Source organism: Streptomyces sp. NPDC001443 (assembly GCF_053597355.1).
This window is the reverse complement of record NZ_JBSFIA010000029.1, coordinates 91,672-115,693: the sequence shown is the minus strand read 5'-3', so window position 1 is coordinate 115,693 and position 24,022 is coordinate 91,672. Positions and strand designations below refer to the sequence as shown.

Here is a 24,022-nt window from a genome sequence, read left to right as displayed (position 1 = left end):
GGTTCCGTACCGCAGGATGATGTTGGATCGTGACCCATCCGTAAGCGATCAACAGCAACCGTTTCCCCCTGGCGTACGTCAACTTGGAGGAAGCGCAAAGCCGCTGCCGAACCGTCGGGATGACCGGCCATTCCGATGGCGTACAAAGTCCTGCCGCCCGGTTGCCCCACCCTTTCGTACCACCCCTAGACTGAACTTCCAGCACAGGTGGCTACTCGCTCGAAAGGCGCCCCCGTGTCCATCGGCAACTCCCCTGAAGACGAGCGTCCGTTCGAGGACGATCGTGAGGATGCCCACCTTTCCATCGGCCGCACTCTTCACCAGGCGCGCATCGCCGCCGGGCTGACCGTAGACGACGTCAGTACCGCCACCCGGGTGCGTATCGCCATCGTGCACGCCATCGAGGCGGACGACTTCGCCCCGTGCGGCGGCGACGTCTACGCCCGGGGTCACCTCAGGACCCTGGCCAAGGCCGTCCATCTCGATCCCGAGCCCCTGCTGGCACAGTTCTCCGCCGAGCGTGGCGGCGGCCCGGCGCCGACCCCGGCCGCACCCCTGTTCGAGGCGGAGCGCATCCGTCCCGAGCGGCGCGGACCCAACTGGACCGCGGCCATGGTCGCCGCCATCGTCGCGGTGGTCGGCTTCGTCGGCTTCACCGCGTTCAAGGGCGGCGACGACGGCCGCGACCAGGTCGCCGAAGGCTCCACGCCCACGACGAGCACGACCGCGTCCGCCACGCCGAAGAAGGACAGCAAGCCCATCGACCCCAAGCCGGAGCCGTCCGACAGCGCCATCGCGGCCGCTCCGCAGGACAAGGTGACCGTCCAGGTCAGCGCCGCCGACGGCCGCAGCTGGATCTCCGCCAAGGACCACAACGGCCGGCTGCTCTTCGACGGCCTGCTCAAGCAGGGCGAGTCCAAGACCTTCCAGGACTCCTCGAAGATCAACCTGGTGCTCGGCGACGCCGGCGCCATCCAGCTCTACGTCAACGGCAAGAAGATCGAGGACGACTTCCGGCCGGGCGCCGTGGAGCGTCTGACGTACACGAAGGGTGACCCGCAGGTCGGGTGACCCTGTGAACGCGTGAACCGACACGGGGTTGGCCAAGATCGGCCAACCCCGTCGACGTGGGGTGTCAGCGGGACGAAGTAGTCTTGAGCCCATGCCTGAACGCCGTACCGTCGCACTCGTCACCCTTGGCTGCGCCCGTAACGAGGTGGACTCGGAGGAGCTCGCAGGCCGCTTGGAGGCGGACGGCTGGGACCTCGTGGAGGACGCCGCGAACGCGGACGTCGCCGTCGTCAACACCTGCGGCTTCGTCGAAGCCGCCAAGAAGGACTCCGTCGACGCCCTCCTGGAAGCCAACGATCTCAAGGGCCGGGGCAGAACCCAGGCCGTCGTCGCGGTCGGCTGCATGGCCGAGCGGTACGGCAAGGAGCTCGCCGAGGCCCTCCCCGAGGCCGACGGGGTGCTCGGCTTCGACGACTACACCGACATCTCCGACCGCCTCCAGACCATCCTGTCCGGCGGCATCCACGCCGCCCACACCCCGCGCGACCGGCGCAAGCTGCTGCCGATCAGCCCGGCCGAGCGGCAGGACGCGGGCGCCGAGGTGGCCCTTCCCGGGCACGGCGCCCCCACGGACCTCCCCGAGGGCGTGGCCCCGGTCTCCGGGCCCAGGGCGCCCCTGCGCCGCCGTCTGGACGGCTCCCCGGTCGCCTCGGTGAAGCTCGCCTCCGGCTGCGACCGCCGCTGCTCCTTCTGCGCCATCCCGTCCTTCCGCGGCTCCTTCATCTCGCGCCGCCCGAGCGACGTGCTGAACGAGACGCGCTGGCTGGCCGAGCAGGGAGTCAAGGAGATCATGCTGGTCTCCGAGAACAACACCTCGTACGGCAAGGACCTGGGCGACATCCGGCTGCTGGAGTCGCTGCTGCCCGACCTCGCCGAGGTCGACGGCATCGAGCGGGTGCGGGTCAGCTACCTCCAGCCGGCCGAGATGCGGCCCGGCCTGATCGACGTGCTGACCTCGACCCCCAAGGTCGTGCCCTACTTCGATCTCTCCTTCCAGCACTCGGCGCCCGCGGTGCTGCGCTCGATGCGGCGCTTCGGCGACACGGACCGCTTCCTGGAGCTGCTCGACACCATCCGCGGCAAGGCGCCCGAGGCCGGTGTGCGCTCCAACTTCATCGTGGGCTTCCCGGGCGAGTCCGAGTCCGACCTGGCCGAGCTGGAGCGTTTCCTCAACGGCGCGAGACTGGACGCCATCGGCGTCTTCGGGTACTCCGACGAGGAGGGCACCGAGGCGGCGACCTACGACAACAAGCTCGACGAGGACGTCGTCGCCGAGCGGCTGGCCCGGATCTCCCGGCTGGCCGAGGAACTCGTCTCGCAGCGGGCCGAGGAGCGCCTCGGCGAGACCGTGCGGGTCCTGGTGGAGTCGGTGGACTCCGAGGACGGCGCGTACGGCCGCGGGGCGCACCAGGCCCCGGAGACCGACGGACAGGTGCTGCTCACCAGCGGCGCCGGACTGAGCGTCGGCCGTATCGTCGAGGCGAAGGTGGTCGGTACGGAGGGTGTCGACCTGGTGGCCGAGCCGCTCGTCGGCTCGCCCGCGTGTCCTGAGGAGGCGGGCAGATGACCGGTGTCCCGGCAGCAGCGGCGGGCGGCCCCGCGAGGGCGCGCACGGTGAACGAGCCGTCCGGGAAGGGCGCCGCGTCGGCGGTCGGGTCCGCAGCCGGTCGTGACTCCGCCGCGGGCCGTGAAGCCGCTGCCGGTCGCGCACCGGGCGCGGGCCGCGGTCCTGCCGCCGGTCGCGAGTCCGGTGCGGTCCGCGACTCCGTCGCCGCTCGTGGGTCCGGCGGCGATCGTGAATCCGATGCCAGACGTGAACCCGGTGCCGGGGGGCAGGGCGAGCACGAGGGCGTGCGGTCGGCACGGCGCGAGAAACTGACGGCCGCGGCCGTCAACCAGGCCAGCGTCTGGAACATCGCCAACCTGCTGACCATGCTCCGGCTGATCCTGGTGCCCGGCTTCGTGGCCCTGATGCTCGCCGACGGCGGCTACGACCCGGCGTGGCGTTCGCTCGCCTGGGCGGCTTTCGCCATCGCGATGATCACCGACCTGTTCGACGGCCATCTGGCCCGCACCTACAACCTCGTCACCGACTTCGGGAAGATCGCCGACCCCATCGCCGACAAGGCGATCATGGGTGCGGCGCTGATCTGTCTCTCCTGGCTGGGCGACCTGCCCTGGTGGGTGACCGGTGTCATCCTCGGCCGGGAGCTCGCGGTCACGCTGATCCGGTTCCTCGTCATCCGGTACGGCGTCATCCCGGCGAGCCGGGGCGGCAAGCTCAAGACGCTCGCCCAGGGCATCGCCGTCGGGATGTACGTCCTGGCGCTGACGGGATGGCTGGCCACCGCGAGGTTCTGGGTGATGGCGGTGGCGGTCGTCCTGACCGTGGTGACCGGGCTCGACTACGTGCGACAGGCCATCGTGCTGCGCAGGCAGGGAATCGCCGAGCGCAAAGCCGCGGCGGAGGAGGCGGGGGCGTGAACTCCGCAGCCGCCGACGTGGTGCGACTACTCACGGTGAAGGGCGAAACGGTCGCCGTCGCCGAGTCGCTCACCGGCGGTCTGGTCGCGGCGGAGATCACGGCGGTCCCCGGGGCCTCCAAGGCGTTCCGGGGGTCGGTGACCGCGTACGCCACCGACCTCAAGCACGGGCTGCTGGGCGTCGACGTCACTCTGCTGGCCGAGCGCGGTGCGGTGGATCCGCAGGTCGCGGCCCAGATGGCGGCGGGAGTCCGCAAGGCGCTGGGCGCCGACTGGGGCCTTGCGACCACCGGCGTCGCCGGCCCCGAACCACAGGACGGCCAACCGGTCGGGACGGTCTTCGTGGCCCTGGACGGCCCCTCCACAGCGCATTCCGTTTCCGCCGGCGGCGGAAAAGTGATGGCGCTGCGGTTGAACGGCGACCGCGCGGAAATCCGTATGGAGAGTGTACGGAGCGTACTCGCACTGTTCCTGAGGGAGCTCGCGAGCGAACAGACCGGGAATGAGCGGGCACAGGATACGGAACAGAACGGGGGGTTTTGATGTTTGCAGCCCTGAGTGAACACGACATCGCTCCCCGCACGGCCGCGGCGCAAGGCGGTACGGTGGGGCGTGAAGGATGCGGCTACGCGGTCCGAGGAGGGAGCCACCGATGATTCTGCTCCGTCGCCTGCTGGGTGACGTGCTGCGTCGGCAGCGCCAACGCCAGGGCCGTACTCTGCGCGAAGTCTCCTCGTCCGCCCGAGTCTCACTCGGCTATCTCTCCGAGGTGGAGCGGGGGCAGAAGGAGGCATCCTCCGAGCTGCTCTCCGCCATCTGCGACGCGCTGGACGTACGGATGTCCGAGCTCATGCGGGAAGTCAGCGACGAGCTCGCTCTCGCCGAGCTGGCCCAGTCCGCTGCGGCCACCCCCAGCGAGCCCGTGCCCACCCCGGTGCGCGCCATGCTGGGTTCCGTTTCGGTGACCGGCGTGCCACCGGAGCGTGTGACCATCAAGGCACCCGCCGAAGCGGTGGACGTGGTCGCCGCGTGACACCCACCACCGTGGGTGTGTGAACCGACGCACATGTGATGAGCCCCGGCCGGGGCTTCTCCGGACAGACCATCCGGAGGGGCGCTGCCGGGGCTTTCGCGTATCCCCGTGCCTTTCCGGGCCTGTCTCCCGTGCCTTTCCGTGCCCTTTCCGGGTCCGTTTGCCGGTGTCCGGCGGGGCGGTCATGGTGGAGGGACGTGGCCGGACGAGCCCGCGGAGGAGATGTATGAACGTCGTGAAGAGCCCGTTGTCCGACAACGACCTGAAGACGGTGTCCGAGGCGCTCCAGGGTGCGCTCGTCGACCTGGTGGATCTGTCGCTCGTGGCGAAGCAGGTCCACTGGAACGTCGTCGGCGCCCGTTTCCGGTCCATCCACCTTCAGCTCGACGAGGTCGTGGACAGTGCGCGCCTGCACTCCGACACGGTCGCGGAACGGGCCTCGGCGCTGGGCGTGTCGCCCGACGGACGCGCCGCCACGGTGGCCGGCGGCAGCGGTATCGGCGCCGTGCCCGAAGGCTGGATCAAGGACACGGACGCCGTGAGCACGCTCGTCGCGGCACTGGGCGCGGTGATCACACGGATGAGGGAGCGGGTGGCCGCCACCGGCGACGCCGATCCGGTCAGCCAGGACATCTTCATCTCGGTCACGGCGGATCTGGAGAAGCACCACTGGATGTTCCAGGCCGAGAACGTCTGAGAGGCGCTGACAGGCGAGGTGCGCCTGTGTGCTGTCGGTGCGCCCTCCCGGTGTCGAGGGAGGCGTTCTAGCGTCGTCCCGTAGGGGCCGGTGGGTTTCCGGCATCGGGCTGGAGGTGGTGGCGGACCATGGCAGGGCGGATACGGGCGGTGCGCTGGGGGGCGGCTCTCGGACTCGGGGCGCTGTGGTGGTGGGCCGTGCTGCGGCTCGTGCTCGCGCCGGACTCGGGTGTGCTGGAGGGCACGGTCGCGGCCGGGGGCTGGGGGTTGAGCCTGCTGCCGGTCCACTGCATGCCCAAGGCGGCGGCGCCCGCCGCGCTCGCGGCGGGACGCTGGCGCCGGGCCTGGCGGGGCGCTCCGGTCACCACGGCATCGCCACTCCGCCGTTCGGACGCAGAATCTGGCCCGTCGTGAAGGACGACGCGTCGGAGGCCAGATGGAGCACGGCATGGGCGACGTCCTCGGGCGCGCCGACCCGGCCCAGCGGTGACATCCGGCACATCAGCGCCTCGGTGTGGGCCTGGGCCGCGGCATCGTGGCGGTCGGTCATGGGCGTGCGGATCCAGCCCGGGGCGACCGCGTTGACGCGGATGCCGTGCCCGCCCAGCTCGGTCGCCAGCGTCTTCGTCAGCTGGACGACGGCCGCCTTGGCCGCGCCGTAGCAGAGCAGACCGGCACCGCCCGTGTCGACGGCGCCCGAGGCCATGGTGACGATGCTGCCGCGGATCTCCTGCGCGAGCATCAGGCGGGCCGCCTCCTGGCAGGCGTACAGCACGCCCTTGAAGTTGACGCTCATCACCCGGTCCAGGTCCTCGTCCCGGGTTTCCAGGACCGGACTGCTGTGCATGATGCCAGCGATCGCGGCCATGACGTCCAGACGGCCGCAGGACTCCACGGCCCGCTGGAGCCGGTCGCGGTCGGTGACGTCGAGATGATGGACGTGGGCGGTGCCGCCCCGCTCCTTGATCATCGTCGCCGTCTCGTGCAGGCCCTGCGCGTCCCGGTCCGCGCCGTGCACGGTGGCGCCCGCCTCGGCGAGCAGCACGGCGGCGGCGCGGCCGATGCCGCCCGCGGCGCCGGTGACGAATGCGGTGCGTCCGGTGAGGTCGTACGCCTTGACGGGCATGAGGGGACGGTACGAGCGGATCTGACGGGTCGTCAATCGGTGGCGCGGGACCGGAACCCTCCGGAGGCCGGGGCGCCCGGCGTCGGGGCCGGTCCCGGCTGGCAGGCGGGACACCAGTAGGTGGGGCGTTCCCGGGAGCCGTCGCCCTGGTCGGCCGCGCGGATCGGGGTGCCGCAGCGCAGACAGGGGCGGCGCGCCCGGCCGTACACGAACAGCTCCTGGCCGCGGTGGCCCGTGGTGCTGCGGACCGGGCGTTCGCGGTTGGCCTCCAGGAGTCTCTTGGCGAGCGCGGGGAGCCGTGCCGCGCGCTCGTCGGGCAGGGCGCCGACGGGGAGCCACGGGGTCACACCGAGCAGGAAGCAGAGCTCGCTCTTGTAGACGTTGCCGATGCCGGCGAGATTGCGCTGGTCGAGCAGGGCCTCGCCGAGGGCGCGGGCGGGGTCCGTGCGGAGGTTGGCCAGGGCCCGCTCGGGGTCCCAGTCCGGGCCCAGCAGGTCGGGGCCCAGGTGGCCGACGGCGCGGTGTTCGTCGGCGGTGCGCAGGAGCTCGAGCACCGAGAGGCGGTAGCCGACGGCCGTGTGCTCGGTGGTGCCCAGGATCGCCCGGATCTGGTGGGCCGGACCGCCGGTCCAGCGCGCACCCGGGGCGTAGATCTTCCAGGAGCCGTCCATCCGCAGATGCGAGTGCAGGGTCAGCCCGCCCTCGACGCGCGTGAGGAGGTGCTTGCCCCGCGGGGTGACGTCCAGGACGGCGCGGCCGGTGAGGTCGGCCGTGGCGAATTTCGGTACCCGCAGATCGGACCGGATCAGTACCCGGCCCGCGAGGGCGATGTGCAGACGCCGCGCGGCCTGCCAGACCGTGTCACCTTCGGGCATGGGTCAAGGGTGGCACGGTGGAGGCCTTGCGGAGTGCGGGGAAGGGTGGCTTCGGGCCGGCTCAGGCCCGTAGCCGCAGGCCCCGGGGTGTGGCGATGAAACCCGCTCCTTCCAGCAGTGTGCCTATGGGTGAGGTCAGGGCCGAGGCACCGTTGACGCGTTCCACGGTGACCGTGCCGAGGGAACCCGCCCGGGCGGCAGCGGCGAGTGCCTGTGCCGCCTCCCGCAGGCGGGGGTCGTCGGTGGCCTTGCCGTCCGGATTCTCGGGCCAGGCCAGCAGTGTCTTGCCGCCGCGCTCCATGTAGATCGCCGGCTCGCCGTCGACCAGCACCACCAGGGAGCCCGCCTTGCGGCCGGGCTTGTGTCCGGCGCCGCTCGGGGGCTCCGGCCAGGAGAGGGCGGCGCCGTAGGCGTTCGCGGGGTCGGCGGCCGCCAGGACCACGGCTCGGGAGCCGGGGGCGGGGCGGGCGCGGCGGTTCGGAAAGGCGGATCCGGCGCTGTACGGGACGCCGGGGCCACCTCGGGGGCGTCCCGCGCCGGGTCCGGCGAAGGCGTCCTGTCCGGCGAAGGCGTCCGACGCGGCGAGGGAGCCGAAATCAGCGGTGCCGAAATCAGCGGTGCCGAAATCAGCGGTGCCGAACTCCGAGGAGTCGAACTCCGAGGAGTCGAAGCTCGGGGAGCCGGGGTCGTCGCCGCCCGTGTAGGCGAAGCCGTCGGGGGAGCCGGGGACGGATGTCTGGTCCGACAGGCTCTCGCCGCGTTCGCGGGCGTTGGCCACCGCGCGCAGGCGGTCCACCGCGCCGTCCATCGCGAACTGGGCCGCGCCGAGCCCCTCGACGACATAACCGCGCCGTGCCTGACCGCTGTCCTCGAAGGCGGACAGAACGCGGTAGACCGCGGAGAACCCGCCCTCGACGCCTTCCGCGGCGACCGCCCCCCGGGTCACCACCCCGTGCCGGTCGAGAAGGGTGCGGGCCAGCGCGTGGGCACGCACGGTGGACTCCGGTTCGCGCTGCGGGAGCAGCGACCAGCGGCCGGCGACGGTCGGCGGGCCGCCGCGGGAGGCGGGGCGGGCGGCCGCCGTCAGCGAGCCGTAACGCCCGCGCGGCACGGTGCGTTTGGCGCGGTGCGCGGTGGAGCCCGCGGTGCGTCCCGAGCCGAGGAGGGAGCGCATGGGCGCGAGCGTGTCGTTCGTGAGCCGGCCGGACCAGGCCAGATCCCAGATCGTGTCGGCCAGTTGGGGATCCGTGGCGTCGGGGTGGGTGGTCGCCCGGACCTGGTCGGCGATCTGACGGAAGAACAGTCCGTAGCCCCCGGAGAGGGTGTCCAGCACGGACTGGTGGAGCGCGGTCGGTTCCAGCGGGTGGGGCGGGGGCAGCAGCAGCGGGGCCGCGTCCGCCAGATACAGGGAGATCCAGCCGTCCTTGCCGGGCAGCGCTCCCGCTCCGGCCCACACCACCTCGCCGGCGGAGGTGAGTTCGTCGAGCAGCGCGGGGGTGTAATGCGCAACGCGGGACGGCAGGATCAGTTTCTCCAGGGCGGACGCGGGCACCGACGCGCCCTGCAACTGCTCCACCGCACGCACCAGTCCGTCGATGCCGCGCAGCCCGTGCCCCTTGCCGATGTGCTGCCACTGGGGGAGGAACTGGGCGAGCGCCGGTGGGCTCACCGGCTCCAGCTCGTGCCGCAGCGCCGCGAGCGAGCGGCGGCGCAGTCGGCGCAGGACGGTCGCGTCGCACCACTCCTGGCCGATCCCGGCGGGATGGAACTCGCCCTGTACGACCCGCCCGGACGCCGCCAGTCGCTGGAGGGCGCCCTCGGTGACCGCGACGCCCAGGCCGAAGCGGGCCGCCGCCGTGATGGAGGTGAACGGGCCGTGGGTGCGGGCGTAGCGGGCGAGGAGGTCGCCGAGGGGGTCCTTGACCGGCTCGGTGAACGCTTCGGGGACACCGACCGGAAGCGCCGTGCCCAGGGCGTCGCGCAGTCGGCCCGCGTCCTCGATCGCCGCCCAGTGGTCCGCTCCGGCGACGCGGACCCGGATCGCGCGGCGGGCGGCGGCCAGTTCCGGCGCCCACCGCGGTTCGGCGCCGCGCTCGGCCAGTTCGGCGTCGGTGAGCGGCCCGAGCAGGCGCAGCAGGTCCGCGACGCCCTCGGCGTCCTTGACCCGCCGGTCCTCGGTGCGCCACTGGAGCTCGCGCTCCAGCTCGGTCAGCACGTCGGCGTCGAGCAGTTCCCGCAGCTCCGCCTGGCCGAGCAGCTCGGCCAGCAGCCGCGAGTCCAGCGAGAGCGCGGCGGCGCGGCGCTCGGCGAGCGGTGAGTCGCCCTCGTAGAGGAACTGGGCGACGTAGCCGAACAGGAGGGAGCGGGCGAAGGGGGACGGCTCCGGGGTGGTGACCTCGACCAGGCGCACCTTCCGGGACTCCAGGTCGCCCATCAGCTCGACGAGGCCGGGGACGTCGAAGACGTCCTGGAGGCATTCGCGGACCGCCTCCAGCACGATCGGGAACGAGCCGAACTCGCTCGCCACCTCCAGCAGTTGGGCGGCGCGCTGGCGCTGCTGCCAGAGCGGGGTGCGCTTGCCCGGGTTGCGGCGAGGCAGCAGCAGGGCGCGCGCCGCGCACTCGCGGAAGCGGGACGCGAACAGGGCCGAACCGCCCACCTGGTCGGTGACGACCCGGTCGACCTCGCCCTTGTCGAAGACGACGTCCGCCGCGCCGACCGGGGCCCGGTCGGCGTCGTACTCCGTACCCGCCTTCATCGGTGCCTGGTCGAGCAGGTCCAGGCTCATCAGGTCGGCGTCGGGAAGGCGCAGCACGATGCCGTCGTCGGCGTGCATGACCTGTGCGTCCATGCCGTACCGCTCGGTGAGGCGGGCGCCGAGGGCGAGCGCCCACGGGGCGTGGACCTGGGCGCCGAAGGGGGAGTGCACGACGACCCGCCAGTCGCCGAGCTCGTCACGGAAGCGCTCCACGACGATCGTGCGGTCGTCCGGGACATGGCCGCAGGCCTCGCGCTGCTCGTCCAGGTAGGTCAGCACGTTGTCCGCGGCCCAGGCGTCCAGGCCCGCGGCGAGCAGGCGCGGGCGGGCGTCCTGCTTCGGCAGCGAGCCGACCTCGCGCAGGAACGCGCCCAGCGCGCGGCCCAGTTCGAGCGGCCGGCCCAGCTGGTCGCCCTTCCAGAAGGGCAGCCGGCCCGGTACCCCGGGGGCGGGGGAGACCAGGACGCGGTCCCGGGTGATGTCCTCGATGCGCCAGGAGCTGGTGCCCAGCGTGAAGACGTCCCCCACCCGGGACTCGTAGACCATCTCCTCGTCCAGCTCGCCGACCCGGCCGCCGCCCTTCTTCGGGTCGGCGCCGGCCAGGAACACGCCGAACAGACCGCGGTCGGGGATCGTGCCACCGGAGGTGACGGCGAGGCGCTGCGCACCGGGGCGGCCGGTGATCGTGCCCGCGACCCGGTCCCACACCACGCGCGGGCGCAGTTCCGCGAAGGCGTCGGACGGGTAGCGGCCGGCGAGCATGTCGAGGACCGCGGTGAACGCCGACTCCGGCAGCGAGGCGAACGGGGCGGCGCGGCGGACCGCGGCGAGCAGGTCGTCGACCTGCCAGGTGTCCATGGCCGTCATCGCGACCACCTGCTGGGCCAGCACGTCCAGCGGATTGGCGGGGACCTTCAGGGACTCGATGGCGCCCACGCGCATCCGCTCGGTGACCACGGCGGCCTGGACCAGGTCACCGCGGTACTTCGGGAACACCACACCGGTGGAGACGGCGCCCACCTGGTGTCCCGCGCGGCCGACGCGCTGGAGGCCGGAGGCGACGGACGGCGGTGACTCGACCTGGACCACCAGGTCGACGGCGCCCATGTCGATGCCGAGTTCGAGACTGGAGGTGGCGACGACCGCCGGGAGCCGGCCCGCCTTCAGGTCCTCCTCGACGAGGGAGCGCTGTTCCTTGGACACCGAGCCGTGATGGGCGCGCGCGATGACCGGCGGGGCGCCCTGGGCCGCTCCCGAACCGCCCATGAGTTCGGCGGGCGCGTGGTGTTCGGCCAGGGGCTCGCCGGTGGCCCGCTCGTACGCGATCTCGTTGAGCCGGTTGCACAGACGTTCCGCGAGGCGGCGGGAGTTGGCGAAGACGATCGTGGACCGGTGGGACTGGACGAGGTCGGCGATCCGCTCCTCCACGTGCGGCCAGATCGAAGGGCGCTCCTTGCCCTCGGAGCCGTCGGCGACCGGGGAGCCGCCCAGCTCCGCCAGGTCCTCGACCGGGACGACGACCGAGAGGTCGAACTCCTTGCCCGACTTCGGCTGGACGATCTCGACCTTGCGGCGGGGGGAGAGATAGCGCGCGATCTCGTCGACCGGGCGGACGGTCGCCGAGAGGCCGATCCGGCGGGCCGGCCTCGGCAGGATCTCGTCCAGCCGTTCCAGGGAGAGCGCCAGGTGCGCGCCCCGCTTGGTGCCCGCCACCGCGTGCACCTCGTCGAGGATCACCGTCTCGATGCCGGTCAGCGCGTCGCGGGTGGCCGACGTCAGCATCAGGAAGAGGGACTCCGGGGTGGTGATCAGGATGTCCGGCGGCCGGGTGGCCAGCGCGCGGCGCTCGGCGGGCGGGGTGTCGCCGGAGCGGATGCCGACCTTCACCTCGGGCTCGGGCAGGCCCAGGCGCACGGATTCCTGGCGGATGCCGGTCAGCGGGCTGCGCAGATTGCGCTCGACGTCCACCGCGAGGGCCTTCAGCGGGGAGACGTACAGCACCCGGCAGCGTTTGCGGGGGTCGGCCGGGGGCGGCGCCGAGGCGAGCTGGTCCAGGGCGGCGAGAAACGCGGCCAGCGTCTTTCCCGAGCCGGTCGGGGCGACCACCAGCACGTCCGAGCCCTCGCGGATGGCCTGCCACGCGCCCGCCTGGGCCGCGGTGGGCGCGGAGAACGCCCCCGTGAACCAGCCGCGGGTCGCGGGGGAGAAGCCGTCGAGGGCTCGGTGTGCGGAGCTGACCATGCGTCCATCCTGCACCCGGCCACTGACAATCGCCCTGACCTGCGCGGATGCCCTCGGCTCGCGGACCCGGCGATCGTCGCGCGACCGGCCGTGGCGGAGAATGGGCCCATGGTGGGTTCGGGCGAGCGGGCGCGGCACTGGCAGTACGCGGAACTGCCGGGAGTCGATCTGCTGCGCGCCCGCTACGTGCGCAAGACCTTCGTGCGGCACACCCACGAGAACTTCGTGATCGCCGCCATCGCCGAGGGCGTGGAGGTCTTCCACCACGGCGGCGGCGACCAGTACGCGGGCGCCGGGGCGCTCGCCCTGGTCAACCCCGACACCCCGCACACCGGACGGGCGGGTGTGCCCGAGGGCTGGCGGTACGGGGCCGTGTACCCCTCGCCGGAGCTGGTGGCGGAGATAGCGGCCGAGACGACCGCTGTCCGGGGCACCCCGGGATTCGTCAGCCCCGTCCTCGACGATCCGTACACCGTCGCACTGGTGCACCAGGTGCTGCGCGCCGCGGACGAGGGCAACGCGCTGGCCGCCGACACCCTGCTGAGGGTCGCGGTGACCCGGCTGCTCCGGCTGAACGGCGGCCCCCTGCCACGGCGCGAGGTACGCACCGCGGGCGCCCGGACGGCGGCACGCGCGCGTGCCGTGCTGGAGGACCGGATGGCAGGGCCGCCGACCCTGGAGCAGTTGGCGGCCGACCTCGGGACCAGCCCGTTCGCGCTGCTCCGCGCGTTCCGGGACGTCTACGGGATGCCGCCGCACACCTGGCTGACCGACGCCCGGGTGCGCCGGGCGCGGCGGCTGCTGGACGCGGGGACGGCGCCGGCGGAGACCGCGCTCGCGGTCGGGTTCGCCGACCAGCCGCACCTCAACCGCCACTTCGCGCGGATCGTGGGCGTGCCCCCGGGCGCCTACCAGCGCGAACGCACGGACGCACGCGAGCGCAGGGGCGTGCACGAGCGTGAGGGCGTACGCGAGCGTGAGGGCGTATACGAGCGCAAGAACGTACAAGACGCGCGGCGGTTGCCGTCCGTATCGTCCGGGACGTGACAGAACAGACAACACTCGCGGGCAGCCGCGCCGGGCACGGGGAGAAACCCGACGGCGCCGTCGTACGGGACGCCCTCGGAGTCGGGGTCGCCGTAGGACTGTCCGGTTTCGCCTTCGGGGTGACCTCGGCCGGCAGTGGGCTCACCCCGGCGCAGACCTGTGTCCTCAGCCTCCTGGTGTTCACCGGGGCGTCCCAGTTCGCGCTGGTGGGGGCCCTCGCGGCCGGCGGCAACCCGCTCACGGCCGCCGCGGGCGCGTTCTTCCTGGGGGTGCGCAACGCGTTCTACGGACTGCGTCTGTCGCAGTTGCTGGCCCTTCCTCGCGCGGCGCGTCCGTTCGCCGCCCACTGGGTCATCGACGAGACGACCGCCGTCGCGCTGGCGCAGCCGACCCGGCGCAGTGCCCGTCTGGGGTTCACCGTCACCGGGCTCAGCCTGTACCTGCTGTGGAACCTCACCACCCTGCTCGGCGCGCTGGGCGCCGCGGCCGTCGGGGACACCGGCGCCTGGGGCCTGGACGCGGCCGGACCCGCGGTCTTCCTGGCGCTGCTGGCCCCGATGCTGAGGTCCACCACCGAGCGGGCCGTCGCGGGTGTCGCGGTCCTGCTCGGCCTCGGGCTGCTGCCGGTACTGCCCGCCGGGGTGCCCGTCCTGGTGGCCGCGCTCGCGGCGCCGGCCGTCCTCTACGCGACCGGACGCCGCCGGGGCGGGGCGCGTGACCTCGCGGAACCCGCCCCTGTGGAACCGGCCTTTGCAGAGCCCCTCGCGGAACCCGACCCTGTGGACAAGGAAAACCGTTGAACACGTGGATCGCCATCGGCGCGACCGCCCTCGGCTGCTACGTCGCCAAACTCGCCGGACTGCTCGTCCCCGCGGGGGCACTCGAGCACCCGCTCGTCCGGCGGCTCGCCGCGCTGCTGCCGGTCGCCCTGCTCGCCGCCCTCACGGCCCAGCAGACCTTCGCCGACAAGCACACGCTCGTGCTGGACGCCAGGGCCGCGGGGCTGGCCGCGGCGGCGGTGACGCTCGTGCTGCGCGCGCCGTTCCTGCTGGTCGTCGCGGCAGCCGTGCTGGTGACCGCGGGGGTGCGGGCCCTGGGCGGCTGAGCGGGGTCCGCTCAGCCGACCGAGCGGCCGTACGCCCTGAGCGTGCGCAGCGCCTCGACGGTCACCATCGGACGGGCCTCCAGAGCGGGGCCCGCGGCCCACTGCCGCCAGCGCAGCGGCCAGCCGCCGTCCTCCTGCTGCTCGCTCGCGAGGAAGTCCAGTGAGCGGCTCACCTCCTCGTCCGTGAACCACGCGCGCGCGAGGGAACGCGGGGTGCGGGCATAGTCGTGCGGGAAGTGGTGCTCGCCCGGGGCGTAGCCCGGCGCGACGGGGTACGTGTCGAGGCGGTCCGGGTCCAGGGCCGCCAGCCGGTGCTCACGCACCAGGCGGCCCAGACGGTCGGCGGCCGCCTCCGCGCGCGGGCGGTCGGGAGCGGAGTCCAGGAACGCCACGGCGGCCTCGATCTCGTAGGGGTGGGACTTCTCCAGGGATTCGACCTGCTGCCAGCAGAAGTCCGTGGCCCGGAACAGCCAGGCGTGCCACACCTCGTTGCGGTGCAGCACACCCACCACCGGTCCGGTGGACAGGAGTTCGCTGGGCGGCTGGTCCACGATCGGGACGAAGGGCGCCGCCGGGTAGCCGCGCTGGCTGGGGTGGACGGCGGGCAGGGCGCCGTCCGGTGTGGAGACGGCGGTCAGGTAGCGGCACACGCGCTCCACCCGCTGCCCGCCGCAGCGTCCGATGGAGTCCAGGACGCTCAGAGCGCGCGCCGTGTGCAGCGGCTGGCTGACCGGGCCGCGCAGATCGGGTTCCAGCGCGTTGCCGTACCCGCCGTCCTGGTTGCGGTAGGCGTCCAGCGCCGTCTCCACCGGATCGGCACCGCCGTTGAGGAAGTGATACGCGAAGAGGCGCTGCTCCAGTACGCGCGCGGTGAGCCAGACGAACTGCTCGGCGCGGAAGAGCGGGGAACGGGCCGGGGGTGTCGAGGGGGGTGCGGAAGCTCCTGTTGCGGACATGCGTCAGACCGTAGGACGGAAAGCGGTCTCGGCAAGCGGTCCCCGCGATGGCCCACCCCCAGGGGGCGGGATACTGGTGTCATGCGGTTGACGGTCTTCTGGCAGCGGATGGCGGAGCACTTCGGTGCGGGCGCCGAGACGTTCGCACGCGATCATGTGATGTCGGAACTCGGCGGGCGCACGGTGCACGAGGCACTGGCGGCCGGCTGGGCGGCCAAGGACGTGTGGCGGGTGGTCTGCACGGTGATGGGCGTACCGCAGGAGAAGCGCTGAACAGCCACGCAGATCGGTACGCGGTGACCGGTTGTCGGTGGCGTGGGCGAGACTTGGTCCGTGGCACCCACTGACGACACCGGACAGCCCGCCCCGCACGCAACCCCGTTCGGCACGACGCCACCGGCCCCGCCGGCGGACGCGGCCGCCGGGGTGGCCGCACGCATGCCCCGCTGGCTGCCGCGAGCCATGGTGCTCGCGCTCTCACTCATCGCTGTTTTCCAGCTCGGCAGTTGGGCCTTCCACCAGCTGACCGGGCTGCTGATCAACATAGTCATCGCGTTCTTCCTGGCGCTCGCCATAGAGCCCGCGGTGAGCTGGATGGCCGCCCACGGAATGCGCAGGGGGCTGGCCACCTTCCTGGTGTTCTTCGGGCTGTTGATCGTCACGGCTGGCTTCGTCGTCCTGCTCGGGTCCATGCTCGCCGGGCAGATCATCAAGATGATCGAGGGCTTCCCGGACTATCTCGACTCGGTCATCAACTGGATCAACACCACGTTCCACACCCACCTCAGACGGGTCGACGTCCAGGAGGGCCTGCTCCACTCCGACTGGCTCAGGAAGTACGCGCAGAACAGCGCCGCGGGCGTGCTGGACGTGTCCACGCAGGTGCTCGGCGGCCTCTTCCGGCTGCTGACGGTCGCACTGTTCTCGTTCTACTTCGCCGCCGACGGGCCGCGACTGCGCCGCACCATCTGCTCCGTGCTGCCTCCCGCCCGACAGGCCGAGGTGCTGCGCGCCTGGGAGATCGCCGTCGACAAGACCGGCGGTTATCTGTACTCGCGCGGGCTGATGGCGCTGATCTCGGGCGTCGCCCACTACATCCTGCTGGAGGCCCTGGGCATCCCGTACGCGCCCGTGCTCGGTCTGTGGGTGGGTGTGGTCTCGCAGTTCGTCCCCACCATCGGCACGTATCTCGCGGGCGCCCTGCCCATGTTGATCGCCTTCACCGTCGACCCCTGGTACGCGGTGTGGGTGCTGGTCTTCGTCGTGATCTACCAGCAGTTCGAGAACTACGTGCTGCAGCCCAAGCTGACCCAGAAGACCGTCGACATCCATCCCGCGCTCGCCTTCGGGTCGGTCGTGGCGGGCACCGCCCTGCTCGGCGCGGTCGGCGCGCTGATCGCCATCCCCGCGGTCGCCACGTTGCAGGCGTTCCTCGGAGCCTATGTGAAGCGGTACGCCGTCACGGACGATCCCCGGGTGCACGGGCACCGACGACGCGGCGCGGGTGCCAGTCTGCTCACGCGTGCGCGGCAGTTGGCGCGGCGGTCCCCGGACACCAGGTCCGGCGAAGGTTCCGTCCAGGAGGCCGTCCAGGAGGCCGACCGGGAGTCCGACGGGGAGTCCGGCCGGGAGACCGACTGACGCGCGGAGGTCCCGGTCGGGGGCCGGTCAGTACGTGAGGACCGCCCACACCCCGGCGGCGGCGACGGCGACGGCGTAGCAGCCGACCCCCACGGCCACGATCCGGTGCCGGACCGGCTCGCTCCAGGACGTGCGGGACAGCAGCCAGGCCAGCGCGGGCAGGACCAGGACCGCGTGCAGGCTGACCCCGTGGAGCGGCTTCAGCGAAGCCGTCGAGTGGTAGGCGGCCTCCTGATGACCGGTACGGGTGAGCACGACCCCGCGCGCGATCATCGCGGCGCCCGAGGCCAGCGCGACGAGCAGGACCGCGAACCCGGAACGCACCGCCAGTGACATGCCCGCGGGGCCCGTCGGCCGGTCCCGGAAGGACAGGACCGCGAACATGGTCAGCAGCACCACGAGGACACCCCCGCCCACCGCGAGTGTCATGGATACCGCCGTGTCGAAGGGGGTCTCCATGTTCAGATGCGAGGGCACCCGGCGCCACGCCTGGAGGGTGATCCCCCCGACCTCCACGACGCAGTCCGCGGCGAAGACGGTCAGCAGTCCGGAGCGCAGTCGGCGCCCCATGCGCAGGTACGACGTGACCCAGGCGACCGTGATCAGTGTCACGCCGAAGGACAGTCCGAAGGTCACCGGCTTGCGCCAGGAGACGGGGCCGTCCCAGGGGCCGCCGTCGACGGCGAACACCAGCAGATGCAGAAGGCCGGAGAGCGCCAGGAGCAGGCCGGTCACCAGATGGGGGCGGTCCACGGCGGGGCCCGGAGGGTCGGGGGCGCGGTCCATGACCGGACCCCGGGCGTTGCCCCGGCCGCCGTTTCCGTGGCCGTCCTCGTAGCGGGCTCCCCGGCCGGTCCGCCTGCTGCCGGGCACGGTCCCGTCGCTGCTGTTCATGGCATGAGCCTCGCGGGAACGGCGCGTGCCGTCGTCGTCCGGCCGGAGGCGATCGGCGTACGCCGGGGGAAGCAGCCGGCGGGGCCGCCCGGGCGGCCAGGGCGGCCAGGGTCCTGCCGGGCGGCCCCGGCGCCGGATCCGGGGTGCCGCCGGTGCGTGAACGTAGGCTCGGAGGTGGCGCGTGGTGTGCTTGACACGAAAATCGAACATCCATTCTTATGGAGGCTCCGGCATGGCCCTCGGGTGGCATTTAAGCCCGGTTTGGTGGGGTAGGTACCCGAGTTATCCACAGGCCGGACCGGCGTCGGGGCGCATTGTCAGTGGCAGGCGTTAGCGTCTTTGACGTGAAGCGATCGACTCAAGCAAACCGGGTGGAACCCATGGCAGGAACCGACCGCGAGAAGGCGCTCGACGCCGCGCTCGCACAGATTGAACGGCAATTCGGCAAGGGTGCGGTGATGCGCCTGGGCGAGCGCCCGAACGAGCCCATCGAGGTCATCCCCACCGGGTCGACCGCACTCGACGTCGCCCTGGGCGTCGGCGGCCTGCCGCGCGGCCGCGTGGTGGAGGTGTACGGCCCGGAGTCCTCCGGCAAGACGACCCTGACCCTGCACGCGGTGGCGAACGCGCAGAAGGCCGGCGGCCAGGTCGCCTTCGTCGACGCGGAGCACGCGCTCGACCCCGAGTACGCGAAGAAGCTCGGCGTCGACATCGACAACCTGATCCTGTCCCAGCCGGACAACGGCGAGCAGGCGCTGGAGATCGTGGACATGCTGGTCCGCTCCGGTGCGCTCGACCTCATCGTCATCGACTCGGTCGCCGCGCTCGTCCCGCGCGCGGAGATCGAGGGTGAGATGGGCGACAGCCACGTGGGTCTCCAGGCCCGTCTGATGAGCCAGGCCCTGCGGAAGATCACCAGCGCGCTCAACCAGTCGAAGACCACCGCGATCTTCATCAACCAGCTCCGCGAGAAGATCGGCGTGATGTTCGGCTCGCCGGAGACCACGACCGGTGGCCGGGCGCTGAAGTTCTACGCCTCCGTGCGTATCGACATCCGCCGTATCGAGACCCTGAAGGACGGCACCGAGGCGGTCGGCAACCGCACCCGCTGCAAGGTCGTCAAGAACAAGGTCGCGCCGCCCTTCAAGCAGGCCGAGTTCGACATCCTCTACGGCCAGGGCATCAGCCGTGAGGGCGGCCTGATCGACATGGGCGTGGAGCACGGCTTCGTCCGCAAGGCCGGCGCCTGGTACACGTACGAGGGCGACCAGCTCGGCCAGGGCAAGGAGAACGCGCGCAACTTCCTGAAGGACAACCCCGACCTGGCCAACGAGATCGAGAAGAAGATCAAGGAGAAGCTCGGCGTCGGCGTGCGACCGGAGGAGCCCGCCGCGCAGCCCGGCGCGGACGCGGCGGCCTCGGCGACCGGTGCCGCGGACGAGACCGCGAAGACCGTGCCCGCTCCCGCCGCTGCCAAGGCCACCAGGACCAAGGCCGCGGCTGCCAAGAGCTGACCCGTGACACGACGAACCGACTGGGCGGACGACGGCGGTCACGGGTACGGGGTCCCGGACGACGGCGGTCACGGCCACGGGGGGCCGGATCCCGACGCGTACGGGGGTGAGCCGGCGTCGCGCGAGGGTTCCGGGGGGCGTGGCGGACGCGGTCGTCGGCGGCGCGGTGCCACGCAGCCGTTCGGTGACCCACAGGACGAAGTCTCCTCCTCCTCGTCGAGGGCCGAGGCGGGGGAGTCTCCGGGAGACCCGGCTGAGCGGGCGCGGGCGATCTGTCTGCGCCTGCTCACCGGGACCCCGCGCACGCGAAAGCAGCTCGCGGACGCCCTGCGCAAGCGGGAGATCCCGGACGATGTCGCCGACGCGGTGCTGTCGCGGTTCGAGGAGGTCGGACTGATCGACGACGGCGCGTTCGCGGGCGCCTGGGTGGAGTCCCGGCACCACGGCCGGGGGCTGGCCAGGCGCGCCCTCGCCCAGGAACTGCGGACCAAGGGCGTCGACTCCACCCTGATCGACGAGGCCGTCGGCCGGCTCGACTCGGAGCAGGAGGAGGCGACCGCGCGCGAACTCGTCGCCCGCAAGCTGCGTGCCACCCGCGGACTCGACCGGGACAGACGGCTGCGCCGCCTGGCCGGCATGCTCGCCCGTAAGGGCTACTCCCAGGGCCTGGCCCTGCGGGTGGTCCGGCAGGCGCTGGAGGAGGAGGGCGAGGACACGGAGTTCCTCGCCGACGGGGACCACTACGGGGACCACGAGGGCTGATCCGTGGTGTGGGGGGGCACCGCCCAAGGTCCCTGCCGAGCCGTTTGACACTAGAGGCTGCTGCGTCGCGTGAGGGGTCCGTGGCGCGCAGCTTTACGTTGCGTTCCCGGGAGGGTGTCCTTCTTCGCCCCGGCTGTACCGTCTGCTGCCGTCCCGCGGTTCCGCGAACTTCCGTCGCCGTACATCCCGATGGTCGTGGCATGCCGCTGCATCCCCGAATGCGTCCGAAAGGCGGCCCAGACATGCCCGTGCCCGCTCGCCCCCGAAGAGCGCTGGTCGCCTCGGCCCTCGGTACCGGCCTGCTGCTCAGCGGATGCGGCCTGGGCCAGGAGACGGCCTCGGACGCGGTCACCGGGCCGCTCACCTTCGGCTTCGTCAACGGAGGCACCACGCAGTTCCACACCTGCCTCCAGGCGGCCGTGGAGGCGGAGGCGAAGAACAACCGGGCCACGGTCTACACGGCGGACTCGCACCAGGACGCCGCCACCGAGCTGGCCAACATCAAGGAGATGATCGCGAAGAAGGTCGACGCGCTGATCGTGCAGACCGTCGACGTCCGCGCCCTCAAGGACGACATCGCAAGGGCGAAGGCCTCGGGCATCCCGATCTTCCTGACCTCGGTCGTCCCCGACGACACGTCCGACCTGCTCGGCGCCGTGGTGGTCGACCTGAAGAAGGTCGGCAGCCTCGACGCCGGCTGGATCGGCGAGGACGCGGCCGGGAAGGACGTCCGGGTCGGCATCGTCGCGGGCGCCCCCGGCGCGGCGTCCGACCTCCTCGTGGGTGGATTCAAGGGTGCCTTGCCGGCCAACGCCGAGGTGGTCGCGACCGGGGCCGGCATGTTCGACCCGGGCCGGGCGCGGGAGGTCGCGAAAGGCATGATCAAGGCTCACCCGGACCTCGACTACGCCTTCGTCGCGAACGAGGAGATGGCCTTCGCGGTCCGCGAGGCCTTCGACGCGGCCGGCGCCGAGGACGTCAAGATCGTGACGGTCAACGGCACGGACGAGGCCCTGGCCGCCCTCAAGGACGGCCGTTTCTCCGCCACGGTCGCCAACTCGGCCGCGGACACCGGCGCGCTGGCCGTCACCGACGCCGTGGCCCTGCTGCGTGAGGACGACCGGGTCGACAGGATCGCCCGGACGCCCCTGCGCCTGGTCACCAAGGACAACGCGGACACGGCCCCGCTCTACTGCCCGTCGGACGACCGGTGAGCAGACGGTGATCGAGTTGCTGCCGACCAGTTCGAGCGACGGGCTCGGCATCCTGGGCGCAAGCGCGAACCGTCCCCTCTCGGAGCCACCGGCTCCGCCACGGCCGCAGCTCGGTGAGAGCCGGGCCGGTGACCGTGGCGGCAGCCGTCGCTCAGTTCCCGCCGCCGGAGCCCACGGCCATCGCGACGGACGTGGTGACCACGGTGACGACCAGGCCGCAGGCGAGAAGAACCGCGAAAACGTATCGGGAGCGGTCGTCGCCCCGGCCGTGCCAGGGCAGGCCGGGGGCCAGTGCCGCCCAGTGTCGGACGGTCTCCCGGACCTCGTGACGGTGCTGCACGGCGGCACGGATCCGCAGGACGGCCGTGACGGTCGCGCCCGCCGTCGCCGTTGCGCACTCCACCTGCCACGCCGCGCCGACGAAGAGCAGTACGGCGATGGCGGCGAGCGTCGTCCAGCCCGTCAGACAGGCCGCAGCCGCGGTACGGCGGGAGACCGGCCGGTCGGCGCCCGCGCGCAGGTCGGCGACGGCAGGGACGTACCAGACGCAGCCGGCGGCGGTCAGCAGCGCGGCGCCCAACGCCGGAACGGCCCCTGCCACGGCTCAGCCCACTTCCTCGAGTGCGGCGATCTCCGGGTGGTGCAGGTCGAAGGCCGGGGATTCGGAGCGGATGCGGGGCAGGGAGACGAAGTTGTGGCGCGGTGGTGGGCAGGAGGTGGCCCACTCCAGCGAGCGGCCGTAGCCCCAGGGGTCGTCGGTCTCGACCTTCGTGCCGTACTTCGCGGTCTTCCACACGTTGTAGAGGAACGGCAGGATCGACAGTCCCAGCAGGAACGAGCCGATGGTGGACAGGGTGTTGAGGGCGGTGAAGCCGTCGGCGGCGAGGTAGTCGGCATAGCGGCGGGGCATGCCCTCGACGCCCAGCCAGTGCTGGACCAGGAAGGTCAGGTGGAAACCGGCCGTCAGCGTCCAGAAGGTGATCTTGCCGAGGCGTTCGTCGAGCATCTTGCCGGTGAACTTGGGCCACCAGAAGTGGAAGCCGGCGAACATCGCGTACACGACCGTACCGAAGACCGTGTAGTGGAAGTGCGCGACCACGAAGTACGAGTCGGACAGGTGGAAGTCCATCGGCGGCGAGGCGAGGATCACGCCGGTCAGCCCGCCGAAGACGAAGGTGATCAGGAAGCCGGTGGCCCACAGCATCGGCGTCTCGAAGCTCAGGGAGCCCTTCCACATGGTGCCGATCCAGTTGAAGAACTTCACGCCGGTCGGGACCGCGATCAGGAAGGTCATGAAGGAGAAGAAGGGGAGCAGCACACCGCCGGTGACGTACATGTGATGGGCCCACACGGTCACGGACAGGCCCGCGATGGCGATGGTGGCGCTGATCAGGCCCATGTAGCCGAACATCGGCTTGCGGGCGAAGACCGGGATCACCTCGGAGACGATGCCGAAGAACGGCAGGGCGAGGACGTACACCTCCGGGTGGCCGAAGAACCAGAACAGGTGCTGCCACAGCAGCGCACCCCCGTTGGCCGCGTCGAAGACGTGGGAGCCGAACTTGCGGTCGCACTCCAGCGCGAACAACGCGGCAGCCAGCACCGGGAAGATGATCAGGACCAGGACACCGGTCAGCAGCACGTTCCAGGTGAAGATCGGCATCCGGAACATGGTCATGCCCGGCGCGCGCATGCAGATGATCGTGGTGATGAAGTTGACCGCGCCGAGGATGCTCCCGAAGCCGGACAGGGCGACGCCCATGATCCACAGGTCGGCGCCCATGCCCGGCGAGTGGACGGCGTCGGACAGCGGCGCGTACAGGAACCAGCCGAAGTCGGCGGCGCCGCCCGGGGTGAGGAAGCCGAACGCGGCGATCGACGAGCCGAACAGGAACAGCCAGTAGGCCAGCATGTTCAGCCGGGGGAAGGCCACGTCCGGGGCACCGATCTGCAACGGCATGATCCAGTTGGCGAAGCCGGTGAACAGGGGCATCGCGAACATCAGCAGCATGATCGAGCCGTGCATGGTGAAGGCCTGGTTGAACTGCTCGTTCGACATGATCTGCAGCCCGGGGCGGGCGAGCTCGGCGCGCATCACCAGCGCCAGCACGCCGCCGACGAGGAAGAACACGAACGCCGTGACCAGGTACATCGTCCCGATCTTCTTGTGGTCGGTGGTCGTCAGCCAGTCCGTCCACGCCGGCCGGGGCGCCGGCCCTGCCACAGGTCCGGATGGACCGTCTGCCACGGCGACGCCGGCACCCGGCCGTGCGGTCCCCGGCTGTTGTATCTCGTCCACCGGACGGTGTCCTCCCCATCAGTCGATGTCGGCAAGTCGATGCCGATCGGTAGATATCGATCGGCAGACGTCGACAGTCGATGTCGATCGGTTGATCTCATCGACGTGCCGGGAAGGACCTGAAGTGCGGGAATGGACCTGGCCCTCCCCGGCCGCCGTCCCATGATCGGCTGTGGGGCCCCCGGCCCGGATAGGGCCCAACAGCCCCTGTCCGGTCCCGCCGGTAGGGCCCAACGGCCCCTCTTCGCCCCGATGGAGCGCCGGCTCCCGCTCCTCCGGCCTGGCGGGCCGCCTCGACATCCGGGGA

22 protein-coding genes are annotated in these 24,022 nt (G+C 71.9%); 15 read left to right on the top strand and 7 right to left on the bottom strand.

Going from position 1 to position 24,022, the window contains the following annotated elements; all coding sequences use genetic code 11:
• The first annotated feature begins 234 nt into the window (after positions 1-234).
• The 7 genes from ACWC24_RS27340 to ACWC24_RS27310 all read left to right on the top strand — a co-directional run bounded on the left by ACWC24_RS27340 (position 235) and on the right by ACWC24_RS27310 (position 5,697).
• A complete protein-coding gene (locus ACWC24_RS27340) occupies positions 235-1,071 on the top strand; it encodes a helix-turn-helix domain-containing protein (protein ID WP_450665528.1) in 837 nt (278 codons plus the stop codon).
• A gap of 91 nt (positions 1,072-1,162) precedes the next feature.
• Complete coding sequence (rimO, locus tag ACWC24_RS27335; protein ID WP_450665527.1) at positions 1,163-2,638, top strand: 30S ribosomal protein S12 methylthiotransferase RimO; 1,476 nt, start codon at positions 1,163-1,165, stop codon at positions 2,636-2,638.
• Positions 2,635-3,555 (top strand): CDP-diacylglycerol--glycerol-3-phosphate 3-phosphatidyltransferase, encoded by a 921-nt coding sequence (gene pgsA / locus ACWC24_RS27330; RefSeq protein WP_450665526.1) that lies wholly within the window; start codon positions 2,635-2,637, stop codon positions 3,553-3,555. Before rimO ends, pgsA begins: the two co-directional genes overlap by 4 nt.
• Positions 3,552-4,097 carry a CinA family protein gene (locus tag ACWC24_RS27325; RefSeq protein WP_450665525.1) on the top strand — a complete coding sequence of 182 codons (546 nt, stop codon included), beginning with the start codon at positions 3,552-3,554 and terminating at the stop codon, positions 4,095-4,097. The genes pgsA and ACWC24_RS27325 overlap by 4 nt, the downstream gene beginning before the upstream one ends.
• Positions 4,098-4,206: 109 nt before the next feature.
• Complete coding sequence (locus ACWC24_RS27320; RefSeq protein WP_152893338.1) at positions 4,207-4,587, top strand: helix-turn-helix domain-containing protein; 381 nt, start codon at positions 4,207-4,209, stop codon at positions 4,585-4,587.
• 226 nt (positions 4,588-4,813) lie between these two features.
• Positions 4,814-5,284 carry a Dps family protein gene (locus ACWC24_RS27315; protein WP_450665524.1) on the top strand — a complete coding sequence of 157 codons (471 nt, stop codon included), beginning with the start codon at positions 4,814-4,816 and terminating at the stop codon, positions 5,282-5,284.
• A 128-nt stretch (positions 5,285-5,412) separates the two neighbouring features.
• A complete protein-coding gene (locus ACWC24_RS27310; RefSeq protein WP_450665523.1) occupies positions 5,413-5,697 on the top strand; it encodes a hypothetical protein in 285 nt (94 codons plus the stop codon).
• On the opposite strand, the gene ACWC24_RS27305 is transcribed toward ACWC24_RS27310, so the two are convergent.
• The 3 genes from ACWC24_RS27305 to ACWC24_RS27295 form a co-directional block, all read right to left on the bottom strand.
• Positions 5,645-6,409, bottom strand: coding sequence for an SDR family NAD(P)-dependent oxidoreductase (locus ACWC24_RS27305; RefSeq protein ID WP_450665522.1), 765 nt, complete (start codon positions 6,407-6,409; stop codon positions 5,645-5,647). The genes ACWC24_RS27310 and ACWC24_RS27305 overlap by 53 nt on opposite strands.
• 32 nt (positions 6,410-6,441) lie before the next feature.
• Positions 6,442-7,284, bottom strand: a complete 843-nt coding sequence (locus tag ACWC24_RS27300) for an Fpg/Nei family DNA glycosylase (RefSeq protein WP_450665521.1) — start codon at positions 7,282-7,284, stop codon at positions 6,442-6,444.
• 61 nt (positions 7,285-7,345) lie between these two features.
• Positions 7,346-12,283, bottom strand: a complete 4,938-nt coding sequence (locus tag ACWC24_RS27295; protein ID WP_450665520.1) for an ATP-dependent helicase — start codon at positions 12,281-12,283, stop codon at positions 7,346-7,348.
• A 108-nt stretch (positions 12,284-12,391) separates the two neighbouring features.
• Between ACWC24_RS27295 and ACWC24_RS27290 the strand changes: the two genes are divergently transcribed.
• From ACWC24_RS27290 to ACWC24_RS27280, 3 genes are read left to right on the top strand one after another with little or no spacing between them, the layout of a single operon-like run.
• The gene (locus tag ACWC24_RS27290; protein WP_450665519.1) at positions 12,392-13,330 is read left to right on the top strand and encodes an AraC family transcriptional regulator; all 939 of its coding nucleotides are present in this window, start codon (positions 12,392-12,394) and stop codon (positions 13,328-13,330) included.
• A complete protein-coding gene (locus tag ACWC24_RS27285) occupies positions 13,327-14,130 on the top strand; it encodes an AzlC family ABC transporter permease (protein ID WP_450665518.1) in 804 nt (267 codons plus the stop codon). The genes ACWC24_RS27290 and ACWC24_RS27285 overlap by 4 nt, the downstream gene beginning before the upstream one ends.
• Positions 14,127-14,435, top strand: coding sequence for an AzlD domain-containing protein (locus tag ACWC24_RS27280; protein ID WP_450665517.1), 309 nt, complete (start codon positions 14,127-14,129; stop codon positions 14,433-14,435). Before ACWC24_RS27285 ends, ACWC24_RS27280 begins: the two co-directional genes overlap by 4 nt.
• Before the next feature lie 11 nt (positions 14,436-14,446).
• On the opposite strand, the gene ACWC24_RS27275 is transcribed toward ACWC24_RS27280, so the two are convergent.
• A complete protein-coding gene (locus ACWC24_RS27275) occupies positions 14,447-15,391 on the bottom strand; it encodes a hypothetical protein (RefSeq protein ID WP_450665516.1) in 945 nt (314 codons plus the stop codon).
• A gap of 81 nt (positions 15,392-15,472) precedes the next feature.
• On the opposite strand from ACWC24_RS27275, the gene ACWC24_RS27270 reads away from it, so the two are divergent.
• Positions 15,473-15,664: a DUF3046 domain-containing protein gene (locus tag ACWC24_RS27270; RefSeq protein WP_152893815.1), complete on the top strand. Its 192-nt coding sequence runs from the start codon at positions 15,473-15,475 to the stop codon at positions 15,662-15,664.
• Positions 15,665-15,724: 60 nt separating this feature from the next.
• Complete coding sequence (locus ACWC24_RS27265) at positions 15,725-17,032, top strand: AI-2E family transporter (RefSeq protein WP_450665515.1); 1,308 nt, start codon at positions 15,725-15,727, stop codon at positions 17,030-17,032.
• A 27-nt stretch (positions 17,033-17,059) separates the two neighbouring features.
• Here the strand turns inward: ACWC24_RS27265 and ACWC24_RS27260 are convergent, their stop codons facing one another.
• A complete protein-coding gene (locus ACWC24_RS27260) occupies positions 17,060-17,818 on the bottom strand; it encodes a hypothetical protein (protein WP_450665536.1) in 759 nt (252 codons plus the stop codon).
• Between the two features lie 488 nt (positions 17,819-18,306).
• On the opposite strand from ACWC24_RS27260, the gene recA reads away from it, so the two are divergent.
• From recA to ACWC24_RS27245, 3 genes are all read left to right on the top strand, one after another.
• Entirely contained in the window at positions 18,307-19,440 is a 1,134-nt protein-coding gene (recA, locus tag ACWC24_RS27255) for a recombinase RecA (RefSeq protein ID WP_450665514.1), read from the top strand.
• 3 nt (positions 19,441-19,443) lie between these two features.
• Positions 19,444-20,202, top strand: a complete 759-nt coding sequence (recX, locus tag ACWC24_RS27250) for a recombination regulator RecX (RefSeq protein ID WP_450665513.1) — start codon at positions 19,444-19,446, stop codon at positions 20,200-20,202.
• Between the two features lie 242 nt (positions 20,203-20,444).
• Positions 20,445-21,416, top strand: coding sequence for a sugar ABC transporter substrate-binding protein (locus ACWC24_RS27245; RefSeq protein WP_450665512.1), 972 nt, complete (start codon positions 20,445-20,447; stop codon positions 21,414-21,416).
• Between the two features lie 151 nt (positions 21,417-21,567).
• On the opposite strand, the gene ACWC24_RS27240 is transcribed toward ACWC24_RS27245, so the two are convergent.
• On the bottom strand, positions 21,568-22,017 hold the full coding sequence (locus ACWC24_RS27240) for a hypothetical protein (protein WP_450665511.1): 450 nt from the start codon (positions 22,015-22,017) through the stop codon (positions 21,568-21,570).
• A 3-nt stretch (positions 22,018-22,020) separates the two neighbouring features.
• On the bottom strand, positions 22,021-23,664 hold the full coding sequence (gene ctaD, locus ACWC24_RS27235; protein ID WP_450665510.1) for an aa3-type cytochrome oxidase subunit I: 1,644 nt from the start codon (positions 23,662-23,664) through the stop codon (positions 22,021-22,023).
• Between the last annotated feature and the right edge of the window lie 358 nt (positions 23,665-24,022).